Below are 15,864 nucleotides of genomic sequence, written 5' to 3' on the forward strand. Positions count from 1 at the left end.
TTACGCCCCATCACAGCCATACCGACAACCCCGATCTGTTGCTTGGACATTACTTACTCCTGTCTGGTGTGGTCACTACGACGCGTGCGTCGCTTTGTTAAGGCATATTACATGAAACATACATTAAGGTATAGAAATTATGCAACCAATATGAAAGAAGCAATAATAATTATACTGATTCATATATATTTCAATAAATGCAAAATTGCGATATACAAGTCAACACAGCACTTAATAACCCTCACAATATTATACAGCTATTACTATGGATTTACTTATTATGTTTAGAAAAGGAAAGAACTGAATTCGTCAGGCTGTCAATCAGTTTTTAAAAATAATGCAGGTGATATTATTAGAGTGATAAGCCTAGGAAACACTATCAAGAAACAATATCTTTGGGTATTAAATAAAATCGTAATGGGTTCTACACTGCAATGAGAATCAATGAGTTATGTTAATACGATTTTCCATTTATCTCAGCGAGGCGATCTTTTTTAAATTAAAAGCACCTCTATGAACTTTCAGAATAACTCCATGATTGAAAAAATAATTCATAATAGTCAAGGATAAAAATTCTACAATTAGAACGCTATAAGCAGCACCATATACTCCAAAAAAATATACCATGGTTGTTGAAATGGGTATACTCAACCCCAAAACCAAAAGGGTTTTCTTTGATAAATATTTATACCCTGACAATCTAACTATATACCTATTGGATATAAAACCCATTGCCGTTATAACGGTCGAAATACACAATATGATTATTATCCCATAAGAATTAACATATTGCTCTCCATAGAGTAATAAAATTACTTTTTTTCCAAAAAAATAAAAAAACAGTGGAAATACTGACAAAATAATAAAAACAAAAGATAATAAACCCGATGTTTTATCCTGGGCTTTCAAGTCGTCTTTCTCAGAATATATCTTCGAAAGGAATGAAATTGCAAGAGCGTTACCTATGAAAACCCAGGCGGTCCCGAGTGTTAGTGCAACAGAGTAGATACCAAGTTCATAGCTGCCATCAAAGTAAGAAAGTGTGAACTGATTTATTCTTGAGTAAAGAGTCATTGAAACTGTAGATATCACCAATGGTATTCCGTTTGTAAAGAGATATTTGTTATAGCGCCATTTATTCTTTCCTTTAACAACATATACCTTTGGTGTATAGACAAGGCGGATTAAAAAAGGGATTAAGGTGGTTAGTACTATTGGTATAGCTAAAAAATAAATTGGCCATTCAAAAAAAGCGATAACGTAGCGAAAAATCAAACCAATAAGCAATCCGATCACGTTGGCAATAGTGTTGAACTTCGAATTTAGAGTCGCATCATTATATATAGTAAAAACGTCCATAGACGTAAAAAAACATGCTAAACACACAGAAATCAAAAATACATAATTAATAACATCACTTTTATTATAAAAAAACAAAAGTACAAAAAAAGACAATATAAAATATATCCCACCACGAATAAGAAAGGTAGAATAAATCAGTTTTAGACCAGATAAAACCTTTTCCGAAACACGCTTAAAAATAATATTATCACAACCTAACTGAGCTATCACTTGAATAACTTGAAATATGGCAATAGCTAAAGCTAGTTGACCGAATCGGAAAGGACCGATGTATTTAGCAACAAATGAAGTAACAAAAAACAACCCAAATAAAGTGACTATCTTTTCAGACATCATCCAAGCTGCATTAATAATACTATTTTTTTTCATTTCTATCCTTCATGATATGTAAGAATGCATCCACAATAAACCAGGCCAAATAAAAGGAACTAATGAAATTATTTTTACGCAGTATAAAAATAAATAAGTTAGTCAGTGAATTTAATAGATCCCTAAGCTTCGCACAAAATCCCTCTAAAATAAGAGGGTATTAATACTAGGCCTTATCGATAAATTTAAACTATGAATATTGCTTAATTAATGCATACCACAATCTGTCAGCATCATCACATTAAACATTATTAACACATTTTAATGATGAATTTGAAATATTATATATTACAAACCCCAGACGTACCTTTCAATTTGAATGATTCGTACTTGTCAGTAATATAATTTAAAATTTCGTTGTTAAATCTTTCCACAGAGAATTTTTCTGCATTGTTCCTGCAATCATGAAGATTAAATGATTCAAAATCATTATCGAAATTAGTAACCGCTTCAATTATATCTGCCACAGTTTGTTTCTGAAAGAATAATCCAGTGGGTTTATCAACACCAAGAGGGCGAATAGTTTCCAGTGCCCCCCCCTTACCAAATGCAATAACTGGTGTCCCGCAAGCCTGAGCCTCTACGGGTATAATACCAAAATCCTCTTCTGCAGCAAAAACAAATGCTTTAGCGTTACGCATATATTCCTGCATGACTGAATCAGGTTGATAACCTAAAATTTCAATGTTTGTCTTAGCCTTACTTTTAATTTTTTGCATCTCGGGACCATCCCCAATCACAACCAATTTTCGATTGGGCATTTCCGAAAAGGCCTCAACGATCAAATCAATCCTCTTATATGGTACCAATCGAGATGCAGTGAAAAAATAATCTTCTTTATTAAAATTTAATTCAAATCTATTTACATCAACAGGAGGATAAATAACATCAGCATCACGACCGTATACTTTTTTGATACGTCGCGCAATGAATTGAGAATTTGCAATGAAGTGATCTACGCCATTAGCAGTACGGCAATCCCATAATCTAATTTTATGCAAAAGCATCCGTGCTATATATGATTTAATGCCTTTATCAAGGCCTACTTCTCTTAAATATTGGTGTTGTAAATCCCAAGCATAACGAATTGGAGAATGAACATAGCTTATATGCAATTGATCAGGACCTGTTAATACCCCTTTGGCCACAGCATGGCTACTAGAGAGAATGATTTCATGCTTTGAAACATCCAATTGTTCTATAGCAAGTGGCATGAATGGTAAGTATCGCTGGTAGTTACTTTTTGCCTTAGGTAATTTTTGAATAAAAGTTGTTTTTGCTCGTTTATTCATAAACCGACTTCGAGATTCATCCGAAAGAAAATCAATAACTGAATAAAGATCAGACTGGGGAAACAGTTTTATAAATTCTGCAATAACTTTTTCCGATCCTGCATAAGTTACTAACCAATCAGCAACAAGACCAACACTAACATTTTGTAGCATAAATACCTCTACTTATAAACTTTAAAATAAAATACAGGTTGTCACTTTTAAACTATTAATAAATTATCAATTGCAAAGCTCTTTTAAATGGTAAGATTTGAGTCTCGCAACTACCATGTAAATGTATAATATATAAAATTCAACAACACTTATTTTCAAAAGATGATAAGAACTTAAATGCTAATCAAAGCTCTACCTTAATAAAGAATACATCACTATAACCTTTTGAAATGCTGCGAATCTTATCTTTATCAACAAATATATGAGTAACTCCCTTTTCATAAGTGTGATCTAATTGATATTGTTTTCTCTTAGATGAAACTAAAGTTATATGCCGAGGGTTATTTTTTGTCATAAGGGAATAATTCAGTTGATTATAATCAACGTGTCCATTATATAGCACGGCAATAACTATCCTATTTGGACTAATTTTCACTCCGAAAAAATAATCATCAGTATCAATTGAGCTTTTCATATTACTTTGTACATCTTGAACCGCTAGTTCACCAGAACCGTATAAGTCATTTAATAAGACAAGCTCATTACCATTTTCAGTGAGAACTGTAGTTCCATCTTTTAGTGTTGTAGCTAAGCCATATTGCTTTTTTTCACGACTTGCCCAAGCTGGATACCAAAAAATTTTATAAGTATCTGATTTTGCCCAATTATGACTAAGCGCCCAACTCATGATTTTAAGGTACGAAGACAGCAAATTTCCAGGTTTCGATGAATATCCTAATTCACTTTGCCAAATTCCGTCTGCTTTATTTGTTTTGATATACTTATCATATAGTTTTATATAGGATTTATAACCTCGGTAATGAATATCAATTATATCCGTATACTTTATAGCACCTAATCCCTCCAATACATAATCAAACTCACTTATACTATTGGATAGTGGCCAACCGCCAAACACTACCTTGCCGTTGTTTTTCTTTATGATTTTTGCAGCGGGTATATAGATTTTATTCACAAAATCTTCATTATTTCCCAACCAAAATTTGGCCTTCAAAGTAGGCTCATTCCAGACTTGGAAATAAGTAATATTATACGGGTATGCACGATAACGTTTTACTGTAGATTCAACAAATCCATTCCATGAAGATGTTTCAAGAGGAGGTGAGCCAATTTTACCTTTTATACTTTTGTTCCAAACAGGAGCATATGCAAGTACAGGTAGAACATCGTAACCTAATTTTTTGGCCCTAATAATTTCATTATCATATTTTGTATAATCATAATTCCCCTTTACCGATTCGATTTCACTCCATGGAACATCTATTCTGATTATACTAATCCCTTGTTTTTTCGAAAGTTCTGGAGAGGAGATTCCATTGGAACCATTAAGGTCACTAAATGTGACTGCAGATACCTGTGTACTAAAATAAAAAGCCTGTACTATTAGTAACACTAAGACTGATAATTTTCCCATCTGCTTTTAACCTTTAATGTCATCCGCCAGAAAGATTGAGCATATATTTTTTTAATGCTTTCTTTGTACATCTCGTACGAGAAACTATCAGGGTTATTTAGCTTATTCTTACCTTTCTTATCAGCCGCTTGTGTAATGACCTCAGAAAGGTCACTATCTTCATAATCAAATTTGTAATTATACAATGTTTCTTCTGCCATTTCCGCTAACCCTCCATAATTAGGAACAACAACTGGTAAACCAGCTTCGGCTGCTTCAACAATCGAAACAGGAGCATTTTCTAACCATATAGAAGGCAACACAAAAATATGGTATTTTGAGATTTCTGTAATCAGTAAATCTCTATCAATAAAACCGTGAAAAAGAATCTTGAAACCTTCCCTACACTTGATAGATTTAATTTCCTCCGCTGACTCACCAGCGCCATAAATATGTAAATGAATGGCTTGTGTTGTTTCATGATTTACTTTTTTAATAAACTCTACTATACCTTTTTCAGGAGTCAATCGCCCCACATATACTATATGAATTGAGCCATCATTCAACAAAATCTGCCGCTCCGTATTAGCTATAGAAACCGGATTTCTAATAACGCTTATTGGTTTGATTATACCATAATTTGATAACGTAGACTTCATAAAATGGCTTGGTGAAATGATAATATCAATAACTTCTCTCAAATTTAAAAAATTATAGCATATAGCGTGTTGCATGACTTTAAGGAGCGAATGTGCATATGACCGATGATCAAATTTCCTGAATAAAGTTGACTCTTTCCTGTTATAATCAAAATTAAATCTTTTATTATCTTTAAAGTATTGAAAACCACTGTTAGGACAAATTATATGGTAGTCATGAGCAGTGAATATAATTTTAATTCTTGCTCTTTTTTTATATTTCTTTAACGCATATAACACCGATGGAGAGAGGTAATGATAATAATTATGTAGATGAACGATGTCTGGTTTGAAATCTATTAATTTTTCCAAAAGTTTTTCATAGTAACCTATAGAGAAAACATAAGAAATAATGGTTGTTTTTCCTTGTGAAACAAAAATCTCATTTTGGTATCCTAGCTCTTCACAAACCTTTATAGTATCTCGCAATACAGCCTCAGCACCACCGCCTTCATAACTATCTGATATATGCAACACTTTCATTTTGTGACCTTGTAAATTTTTTCTTTTATGTCTGGGAATTTTTTTTTGAGTTTATATTTACAAACTGAAGTTAATATTGAAATACTAAAATTACCAAATAATTCGGCAAGACTAATATCAACATTCCTATTGATTTTATCTTGAATATAGAGATTGCGTAGATTATCTTTTGACAAGATGTCTTTATGTTTTTCAATAAATAAATTATACCCAATTTCAGCCTTGGAAGAATTACTTATTCTTCCCTCTTCATGATCAATATTCCATTGATAATTATATTTTTCAATCCTATATCCGTTTCCGATTTTTTTAGTAAGATTTATCCATGCATCATAGTCTTGCCATGCTGGCAAGTGTTCATCGAATCCCCCACTTTCCTTTAAAAAAACGGTTTTTGTAAAAACTTGATTTCCAACAATATTTCTTGATAACAAACTTTCTAGTGTAATAACACGCTCATCAATTTTCTGTTTGAACAAACCACTAGATGTTTTTGTTATATGACCTGCACTTATATATGCATATTTATCTAAATTTGGTGAGTCAATAAAGTCAGTAAGTCTTGAAGGAAGAAATTCATCATCATCATCTAGTCCAGTAATATATTCTCCATCAGCAATATTTATTAACTTGTTTCTAGAACAACAGGCCCCCATTGGAGATTGGTTTTCAATATATATAAAATCAGAAAATTTTGATCTATATTCTTTTATTATTTGGTCATATGATTCTGATGAACCATCATTACATACTAAAACTTGGAAGTTTTTATAAGTTTGAGTTAATAATGAATCCAATGCCCTAGCTAACATTTTTGGACGATTGTGAGTAGGAATATAAATACTGACAGTTTTATGCATTTTTCTTCCTTAATACTATACCGCGATGAGATGATATTATTGAATAAGCCTCTACATCGAAATCTACGTAGCTCATAGCACCTATTATCGAATCCTCACCAACAACTATTTCACCGATTACACAAGCATATGCCCCAAATTCGACATTATCTTTAATGATAGGACATTTTGTTTCACGCCCAGTCTTTTTATTATATTTATTCCCGATTGTGACACCATGTCTTAATATAATCCCACTACCTAATACTGCACCAGGATTTATAATTATCGAATTAGGATGAAAAATTTTTATACCCCAACCGATTTTTGTCTTAGGCTTTATTTCAATACCCCATAGAAACTCTACAACGCAATAGTAAGAAAAAACAAAAATAATGAATATATATTTTAGGGGGTTTCTAGATTGGCTAAAGAATAAAGATGATAATCTGTATAAAAATATTATCACCTTACTTTTTAAAACTGGCTGAGACCTTATTTCTCTATAAAACATATTAATCCATTTAATCATTTACATTCCTTCTTCCGAAAAATTTCAGATAGCATATCCCAAATAATATAAAAAAGGGTATCATTTGTGAAGGGGTTGTTATACGATGCTCAGTCGCCGATGAAAATATGCATGTCCAAAATGCTAAACTTAAGGCCATAAATATACCAGGTTCAACTTTTTTTATAGCAATTATTTTTTTATTAATTTCATTAAATAATAAAATAAAAAGGAGGTACCCCACAACACCTAATTCTGCAAGGATTGTGAATGTTGAATTATGTGCATGGGCTTCAGAATGTCTTACCATAGCTCCTTCTTTAATTGCTAATAAATGCGGTATTACATCTGAATATCGATAATATAAATCATCATAACTACCAAAACCTAGTCCTAGTAATGGTGAATGAATAAAATTATCAAAAGCCCTTGGCCACAAATAATATAACCGATCAATGAATGTCCCTACCCTCTGGAAGTCTATACCTTGGGCGGCACTGGATACAGTATAATTTGCATTTTCAGACATAATCTTACCCATTGATACCCATGTTGGATATGTTTCTTGAACTATAAAAAACTGAATGAGTAAAAATATTGTAAATACAAGAAACGGTTTTTTGAATTTTATTAAGGAATATCCAAAGGCAGCCATTATGGCCAGAATGCTTCCTCTCGAATTGGTCATATACAAGAAAAAGATAAACATAATAGCATAAAATAAATATAACTTATTCTTACTATGCAGATATATCCCTAAGGCCATTGCACCAATTACTGAATAAAAGCCCCCCGCAGCATTATGCGATAAAAAGAAGAAATGATGCACTGTAGCACCGCCTTCTTCCGGGACTTCTTTTGGCATTATAAGAAAGGCAACGAATGAAGCTATCGAAAAAATGACAAATGCTCGTTTGAGCCATTTATCAATATCAATATCAATATTTAATGGTAAAAATATAAATACCAGTAATATTAAATAGCTAATTATAAAATTCCCATCTTTTCTATAAAAATCAAATTCTAAGAAAGAGCTTGGGTTATATATTAACGTTGAGCCAATAACGTAGATATATAACAATAAAAGATAAAGCTCAATTTTTTTAAATTTTAAAAAATCAGTTCTGTAAAAAATACCTATTACCGAAATAGGTGTTAGTAAGAGCACTAAGACACTAATTGGCACGTAATTTGTTACAGAAAAAATTAATGATAATATTATTATCGCTTTCGAAAGTGTCCTCACATAATTTTCCTTTAATGCTAATTAACTTTAACAAAAAATATTTAATTTAATAAGCACCATCTTTCTTAAGTACAACGCCAATTGTTTTAAATAATATAGCAATATCATTCCACATTGACCAATTTTTAACATACCAAGCATCTAAATAGACACGAGTATCATAATCGACATCACTTCGGCCACTAACTTGCCATAACCCTGTCATTCCCGGTTTAATTAATAGATAGTAATCTACTTCATCATTATAGCGTTCAAGTTCAGCAGTAATGATTGGACGAGGCCCCACAAGACTCATTTCTCCTTTCAAGACATTGAACAACTGTGGTAATTCGTCAAGGCTTGTTCGACGTAGAAATTGTCCGATTTTAGTAATACGAGGGTCATCTTTCAATTTAAATGTGGCATCCCATTCAGCCTTTGCTTTAGGATCATTTTCCAACAACCTTTCCAGAACCTCTTTTGAATTAACGACCATTGAACGAAATTTCAAACATTTGAATGGCTTCCCACCTTTACCTACCCTTTCATGCCCATAAATCGCAGAGCCACCATCCTTTTTAACTTTCTGACTGATATATAGCAATACAGGAGATAGTACTATTATTATCGAGAGGGACCCAACAATATCAAATGCGCGCTTAAGAGCACGTGATGACCATTTAGCTAGGTTTTGTTGCACCCTAAAAATCATCACTTCATGACTGAATATAAATGACATGTCAGTACTATCCAATGGCATTCCTCGCAATGTTGGTATTACTGATACATAGCGATAACCACGAATCATAAACTCGCGAAGCCAATTGTTACGAATTTCACTTTGATGACTCTCTACAGCGACTATAAATTGAGTGTGCTTATCAACAGTTGTCAACCAGGTTTTATCAACACTTATTACCTGGACACTATCAATAGTATTTTTGGAACCATTATTATTGTCATCTACATCAACAAAGCCAACAACATTTAAACCAAGGTTATTTTCGCTATTAATTGCTTTATACGCCTCGTGAGCATTTTTTCCATTCCCTATTATCCATGTATCACGCATCCATAATCCCAATGAATTTAAAATATATTTCGCTGTCATACGTAACAATGGTACTAATGCAGCAGCAAAAACCCACGTCATTAACCAGACATAACGTGAAAAATACCATTTTGCAAAAGCGATTATTGCAACTTCAATGATAGCGAATATAACAAGTGTGCGTAAAATCTCTTTCAGTTCAAACCAAAATGTTTTACGATAAAAATAGTGCCGTAATCTAATACCATACCAAGCAACACAACAGACACCTAATAACCAATGTAAACCTATCCACCCTTCGATTTGATCTTGTGGAACTCTCTGTTGAAAATGCTCAAGAGTTAATGATAGTACACCTAAGGCTAAATATAGAGATAGAGTTAAGCTAATGAAATCTACTACCGCAAGTGTAATACTGCAGCTAACGTTTCTTGCCAAATGCGTCATAATTTCCTCGCAAATACGCGTCAAAATAATAAAGCTATAGTAGGACTCTACATTAAGTAGAGTCTATGGTTTTGTCAGTCTATTTTTTATCATAATAAGAATAGCCATAATGATTATGGCCATATCTATAGTAGCTGCTAGCTTTCTTTACAACACCGTTAAGTATACAGCCTTTGACTACCACACCACTTTGCTCAAACCGCTTCATACTTACATCAATTTCTTTAACAGTATTTTTTTCAAAGCGAGCGACTAATAGACATGTTCCAGCATATCGACCAATAATCGCAGCATCTGTCACTGCCAAAATTGGAGGTGTATCTATTATAATTAAATCATAATTTTGTGAGGCCCAATTTAATAATTGTTCAAAACGCGGATGCATAAGTAATTCAGCTGGGTTTGGAGGAATTTGTCCACGACCAATGTAATCAAATCCCCCCCCTTCTACTTTATCAATGACCATTTCAGCAGCGGCTTGTCCAGATAAAAACTCAGATAATCCTTTATCGTTTTTATGACCAAACATTTTATGAGCATATCCCTTACGAAGGTCAGCATCAATGAATAAAACTTTTTTCCCTGTAATTGCTATAGTGGCTGCCAAGTTACTGCTAATAAAAGTTTTACCTGCGCTTGGACTAGCACCCGATATCATTAGGACATTATTTTTTGCTTCCATCATTGCAAAATGCAAACTTGTGCGTAAACCACGAATGGCCTCAACAGCTAAATCGGCAGGATTACCAACAGCAAGCAATGTGTCTGACTGATTTTTTCTGACTTTCCCTGACTGACGAGCATTTTTTGTAAGCCATTCAGATATTGGAATACTTGCATACACGTTTATTCCGATTTCTTCGAGTTGCTCTGGGGATTCGATACCACGGCGTAGAAACACTTGGAACAATACCAGTACAACCGAAACGATTAGTCCTAAAACAACACCTATTACAATTATGATAGTCTTCTTTGGTCTTACAGGATTAGGATCTGTTACAGCATTATCAATAATTCTAACGTTGCCAATAGCACTTGATTTGGCAATGTTTAATTCTTGTTGCCGATTTAGCAATTGCAAATATACAGCACGACCAGATTCAACATCTCGACTTAATCGCAGAACCTCCTGCTGGGTCGAGGGCATACTACTAACGCGCTTATTAAGTTTAGATTTTTCTTCTTGAAGTGTTTGCCGTTTTTCCATTAACGCCTTATAAGTAGGATGTTCCTTAGTATATAGCTGTGAAACTTCTGCCTCACGGAAGGTTAATTCATTTAGTTGATTATCAACGTTAACTATTTGATCAAGTACTGATTTAGCTTCCATATTCAAGTCAACAGAGTCTTTTTGCTTACGATAAGCATTTAACTTGTCTTCCGCAGAATCTAATTCGGCACGAACTTTGGGTAATTGTTGATTTAAAAACTCGAGACTTTTAGCATCCTGCGCAGCTTGTCTAGCAATGTTCTGTGCAAGATAGTTCTGACTGATACTGTCCAAAATATGAGATATTCTTTTTGGGTTATCTCCAGTAAGAGTCAACGTTAACATTCCCGTATCTTTACCCAAATCAGCAACGCTAAAACTTTTTAAAAGATCAGAAATGGCCTTTAATCGAGGCAACTGTGTAATAACAAATTGATCTCCAGGTTTAGCATCGATTTCGTTAACCAGTAATGATATCCCTTTTTCATTTAATAACGTCCCTACAACCCCATTGAGTTGAATACCATCGCTATTGATCGAATAATTTTCTTTATCTTTTACTGTTAATATTATACTAGGAGTATTATTACTAATATCGTCACTATCAGGCAAATATAACCGAGTAATATCAATATTACCTGGTTTTTCTCCCATTAATCTTGCTAACCCACGGCCAATAACAGGAAAATATTTTTGTTCAATTTGAATCTGAAGGTTTAAATCATCTATAGTTTTGCCAAGAATCATTCGAGATTGTAGCAAAGCTGTTTCAGGTGCAGATTGGGGTTGGCCATCAGGTAAAACCTGACTTAGACTGCTTAGTATAGCATTACCTTGCTTCTGCTCTATTTGAATTAGCGCATCCGTCTCATAGATAGGAGTCGCTAATAATGCATAGAGTATTGCAAATAAGGTAAAAACCGATGTTATAGATATAATAAGCTTACGATGATCAATTAGCTCACCGATAACGCGACCTAAATCTATTTCATCAGATCCTAGTATCGTTGATTGCTTAGATGTGACTGAAGTCATGCAATATTTCCTGAAAATTATTCACCTAATTTCTCAGCCCAACGCTTGCTTGCTTGTTCAAGCAATTGATATACCGAGTCGAATGCTTCATCACTCATACGGTATGGGTCTGGGATTTCTTTACTATCAAGCCAGTGTCCAAACAGCATAGTTTTACCACGTGCTTCAGGTGCTATCCGGCTAATTTGTTCTAGATGAGAATATTCCATCACGAGTAAAAGATCATACTGTCGAGCTAATGCAGAGGTAAATTTTGTCCCACGGTGGCCTTTGAGACAAAGACCATTTTTTTCAGCGACGCGAATTGCGGATTCATCTGCTGCATGATCAACCAATGCCCCAACCCCAGCGGAATTAATCTTTTTGCTTGGTAATAGCCGTCTTAATAAACGCTCACCAATTGGAGAACGGCAGATATTTCCTGTGCAGATCACTAAAATTGAATCAAACATTAGTTTGGCCATCTCTTAATGTATCGTACTGTTTCCGTCATATCATGAACACCTGATATTGTAGGTACGAGCTGTGATATAACACGATTCCAACGAACAAGAGGTGCAGTCGTTACATATACAATGTCATAAGGTTGTAGTTGAAATTCTGTACCTAAGACCATTGCTGAAGCATCCTGAGCATTCAATTGATATATATCTGCTATTTTTCCTGTCCTATCACCTTTTAACTGACGTACAACAAATATCCCTGTAGCATCGCTCATTTCTTGAGAAATACCCTCAGCATTACCAAGCGCCTCTGCAAGGGTCATACCGCTGCGGTCCATTTTCAATGTACTTTGCTTACCGACCTCTCCCATGACAAATACTTTGAGATCATCATTACTTGGAATGAATAATATATCGCCATGGTATAATAAATGATTCTGGGTTAGATCTCCTTTCTGCATTAGTGCATATAATGAAATCTTTGTATCTTTACCGTTATGAGTAAGAACAACGTTTCTCCAGTCAGCATCAGCCGCAAGCCCCCCTGCCGCATTGATAGCATCCATCACAGTTAGGGGAATATTTGTAATGGCCTGTTTTCCAGAGTTTGCAACTTCACCAGTTACATAAACCTTTTGTGACCGGAATGCAGCTATGCTGACATCAACTTGAGGGCTTTCAATATATGTAGTTAATCGGCTTGTAATATCTTGTCGTACTTGACTTACTGTTTTTCCAGCTACCTGAACCTTACCTATGTAAGGATAAAAAATAGTTCCGTCAGAATTTACCCAGTTACCCGTATCACTTGCACTACGATATTGACCAGCAGGTGTCGTTAATTCCGGATGATCCCATACCGTAACCATGAGCACATCACCCACACCAATGCGATACTCATAACTTTTTAATAGGTTATCCAACTGAGGATTCGAGCGTGCTATAACCGGTTCCGGACGGAGTTGATCTATTAGACCTGGCGTCATAGGATAAACATTCACCAGCTTATCCAAATCGTAGTCGCTATCCGGGAGTTCTACCACGTTTTTACGCAGACTGTTCAATCCCTGACCAGGGATGATTGTACAACCTGATAAAAACCCAATTGCCAATGCTAATGCCGAAAATCTAACAAGTTTTTTCTTCATAATGTCACATCATCAGTAAATCAAAATTTGCCAATTCCTGAGCAGCTGTCACAGCCGTTGCTTCCCTGCCGGCTTGTGGAGAGATAAAAGCTGACTGCGTCCTGCAGCGCTACCACCCTCTCTCCTCTATTTTCAGCATTCAGCCTTATAAACTAAACGGTATTTCTATCCCTGCACTGGCCCCAACGTCATCGCTGTCGCTGTTGTTCGCGTTGGTGTACCACAGTGAAGTATTCAAGCGGACCGACTGATAAACATCTCCGCTCCAGCCAAGCTGTAAACCCTTGAGGGTATCAGCATGAGGGAACGCTTTATTAATAGACTGGTTCTCCGGGTTAACTTTGGCGTACACCAGGCGCGTGCTCCAGCGTTGGTTATCTTCGGTAATAAGCTCAACTTTACCAGCAATAAGTTGACCATCTCCGCCCATCGCATCGCCCAGTGGATACCCTTGTTGGTAATAACCATCTTTGTAGATGTGGTGGGTATAGCTGTAATTGGTCCGGCTCATATTGGTACGTGTATCATGCGCTTCCACATACCAGTTAACCGTATCCTTACCCCAGCCGTGGTGTCCTTCAACCCCGCCAAGAAACATATTCGCAGATGGTAGGTAACCAGACTCATCCTCACCAACCATCTGCCCATAGAAACTCACTGGCCAGCCAAGGGTTGGTTCAAGTTTGAACTTAAAGTCAAACCCTGCCAGCTGGTTACCCGGTTCGTTATCTGTCCCGGTATTATCATGGCCAGTGAAGCCATCCCAGAAACTGCTGAATGATTGCGGTCGACCTTCCCCGCCCCACTGCATAATGCGCGACGCGCCTAATTCTAAAGACTGGAACGGCGTGAAGGTGAAACGACCACCAATAATTTTAGCATGGGGCACAGCGGTGTACTGATTCATCTGGCTGGCAGAGATCTGGTACTGCCATGGACCCACCCAGCGCAGCCACCAGGTTTCCGGCGCCGCCTGCTCGGCTCGCTGCATCAGGAAACCGGTCATCGGTCGCATCGCATCCCCGCGGATCAGGCTTCCTTCATAGCCCGGTCCCCACCACTGCGGAACCTGACCAAAAGAGAGCCACTGGTTCCAGAACTTCACCGCGCCGTAGGCGCCGTTGGCGTTGAAGCGCGATCCGTTGCTGATCCGCTCCCCCCCTTCGACGTTACCCTGAAGGTGGACATCCCACCACTCGCCGCTGTTGTTAAACGCCAGGCCTAAGGAGTTATCCGCCGGCTGCGTCTGACCAAACCCCTGCGGGGTGCCCGGCTGGTCGGTCGAGGTGTAGCCGGTGACCCGGAAATCGGCTTTTAAAGCAGACAGTCGCTGGTTGATACGGGCCAGCACCACTTGCTCAGAAGAATAGGATGGTTTGGCCTTTTTTAGTGCCCGGGCGATCTCTTCCTGGCTCAGCGGCCAGGTCGACAGGCTTAGATGGATGACCCCACGATCGGAAAGCCAGGCAAGGTCGTTTCGCAGATCGTTATCATTTACTACTAACCCGGCCGCGTAAGCCTGGGCTCCCAGTGAGGAAAGCAAGCCCAATGTCACGGCAATGCGCGCAATTTTTATCATTGTACAAGATCCATTTTCAGCCCCGCTGTCGCATCTCAATGAGAATGAGGGGAATACCAAGATAGAAAGCGCTCGCGGCACCAGCTGACTTCACTGTGCAACACCGGCGAGGCAAGTACAGTTACCCTAAGCTGCTTGAAACCCTTATAACATCCACCCAGCTCACAATGTAGGCGAATTTTACCGTACAGGCTATCGATGAGATGGGAAAGTTGATGTACAGGCGATATCAGCAGCCGCTCCTGACCCCTTTATGAGGATATCTGATGAGCATCATAGATATCTTATGGCGTTAATCACCCAAAGTGCATCGATTTTTATAGCCGTTCAGAGAAGGTATTTTGTGCAGCCGCACGTGGTTTCAGCGACGCTACCGCCCCTGGCTTAACAGCTACCAGCGCACTGACTACCTGAACGGCGTATTTAATCGGCCTGTAGGTGATAAATTGGTCAGGCCTTTATTTTTTGCGGCGTTAAGTCTACGGGATTTCGGTCACAATTGGGAGTCTTGCTCCCGAATATCTGCCAATTGGTAATGACTCCAACTTATTGATAGTGTTTTATGTTCAGATAATGCCCGATGACTTTGTCATGCAGCTCCACCG

At 36.7% G+C, this 15,864-nt stretch carries 13 protein-coding genes and 1 pseudogene; 1 reads left to right on the forward strand and 13 read right to left on the reverse strand.

The annotated features are described in order from the left end of the window. Positions 1–471: 471 nt before the first annotated feature. From RTW80_RS20465 to RTW80_RS20520, 12 genes are all read right to left on the reverse strand, one after another. On the reverse strand, positions 472–1,731 hold the full coding sequence (locus RTW80_RS20465) for an oligosaccharide flippase family protein (protein ID WP_050488420.1): 1,260 nt from the start codon (positions 1,729–1,731) through the stop codon (positions 472–474). A gap of 281 nt (positions 1,732–2,012) precedes the next feature. Beyond that, positions 2,013–3,176: a glycosyltransferase family 4 protein gene (locus RTW80_RS20470; RefSeq protein WP_032248086.1), complete on the reverse strand. Its 1,164-nt coding sequence runs from the start codon at positions 3,174–3,176 to the stop codon at positions 2,013–2,015. 184 nt (positions 3,177–3,360) lie between these two features. Next, on the reverse strand, positions 3,361–4,611 hold the full coding sequence (locus RTW80_RS20475) for a hypothetical protein (RefSeq protein WP_000517405.1): 1,251 nt from the start codon (positions 4,609–4,611) through the stop codon (positions 3,361–3,363). Then, a complete protein-coding gene (locus tag RTW80_RS20480; RefSeq protein ID WP_044072784.1) occupies positions 4,590–5,771 on the reverse strand; it encodes a glycosyltransferase in 1,182 nt (393 codons plus the stop codon). Before RTW80_RS20480 ends, RTW80_RS20475 begins: the two co-directional genes overlap by 22 nt. Next, positions 5,768–6,631, reverse strand: coding sequence for a glycosyltransferase (locus tag RTW80_RS20485; protein ID WP_032248085.1), 864 nt, complete (start codon positions 6,629–6,631; stop codon positions 5,768–5,770). The genes RTW80_RS20480 and RTW80_RS20485 overlap by 4 nt, the downstream gene beginning before the upstream one ends. After that, positions 6,624–7,142, reverse strand: coding sequence for a serine acetyltransferase (locus tag RTW80_RS20490; protein ID WP_000598902.1), 519 nt, complete (start codon positions 7,140–7,142; stop codon positions 6,624–6,626). The genes RTW80_RS20485 and RTW80_RS20490 overlap by 8 nt, the downstream gene beginning before the upstream one ends. Beyond that, the gene (locus RTW80_RS20495; protein WP_001259743.1) at positions 7,135–8,367 is read right to left on the reverse strand and encodes an O-antigen ligase family protein; all 1,233 of its coding nucleotides are present in this window, start codon (positions 8,365–8,367) and stop codon (positions 7,135–7,137) included. The genes RTW80_RS20490 and RTW80_RS20495 overlap by 8 nt, the downstream gene beginning before the upstream one ends. 46 nt (positions 8,368–8,413) lie before the next feature. Then, a complete protein-coding gene (gene wbaP, locus RTW80_RS20500) occupies positions 8,414–9,844 on the reverse strand; it encodes an undecaprenyl-phosphate galactose phosphotransferase WbaP (RefSeq protein WP_032248084.1) in 1,431 nt (476 codons plus the stop codon). A gap of 79 nt (positions 9,845–9,923) precedes the next feature. Then, positions 9,924–12,089 (reverse strand): polysaccharide biosynthesis tyrosine autokinase, encoded by a 2,166-nt coding sequence (locus tag RTW80_RS20505; RefSeq protein WP_032248083.1) that lies wholly within the window; start codon positions 12,087–12,089, stop codon positions 9,924–9,926. A gap of 17 nt (positions 12,090–12,106) precedes the next feature. Next, complete coding sequence (locus tag RTW80_RS20510) at positions 12,107–12,541, reverse strand: low molecular weight protein tyrosine phosphatase (protein WP_000460411.1); 435 nt, start codon at positions 12,539–12,541, stop codon at positions 12,107–12,109. Further along, on the reverse strand, positions 12,541–13,680 hold the full coding sequence (locus tag RTW80_RS20515; RefSeq protein ID WP_032248082.1) for a polysaccharide export protein: 1,140 nt from the start codon (positions 13,678–13,680) through the stop codon (positions 12,541–12,543). The genes RTW80_RS20510 and RTW80_RS20515 overlap by 1 nt, the downstream gene beginning before the upstream one ends. Before the next feature lie 145 nt (positions 13,681–13,825). Beyond that, positions 13,826–15,259: a capsule assembly Wzi family protein gene (locus RTW80_RS20520; protein WP_032248080.1), complete on the reverse strand. Its 1,434-nt coding sequence runs from the start codon at positions 15,257–15,259 to the stop codon at positions 13,826–13,828. A gap of 286 nt (positions 15,260–15,545) precedes the next feature. On the opposite strand from RTW80_RS20520, the pseudogene RTW80_RS31560 reads away from it, so the two are divergent. Next, positions 15,546–15,673: pseudogene (locus RTW80_RS31560) on the forward strand (hypothetical protein). Positions 15,674–15,805: 132 nt separating this feature from the next. Here RTW80_RS31560 and RTW80_RS31565 read toward each other — a convergent pair. Further along, positions 15,806–15,862 (reverse strand): IS1 family transposase, encoded by a 57-nt coding sequence (locus tag RTW80_RS31565; protein ID WP_003032489.1) that lies wholly within the window; start codon positions 15,860–15,862, stop codon positions 15,806–15,808. Positions 15,863–15,864: the final 2 nt, after the last annotated feature.

This window comes from Escherichia sp. AM3, assembly GCF_032029835.1.
In the GTDB taxonomy this organism is placed as follows: Bacteria; Pseudomonadota; Gammaproteobacteria; order Enterobacterales; family Enterobacteriaceae; genus Escherichia; species Escherichia coli.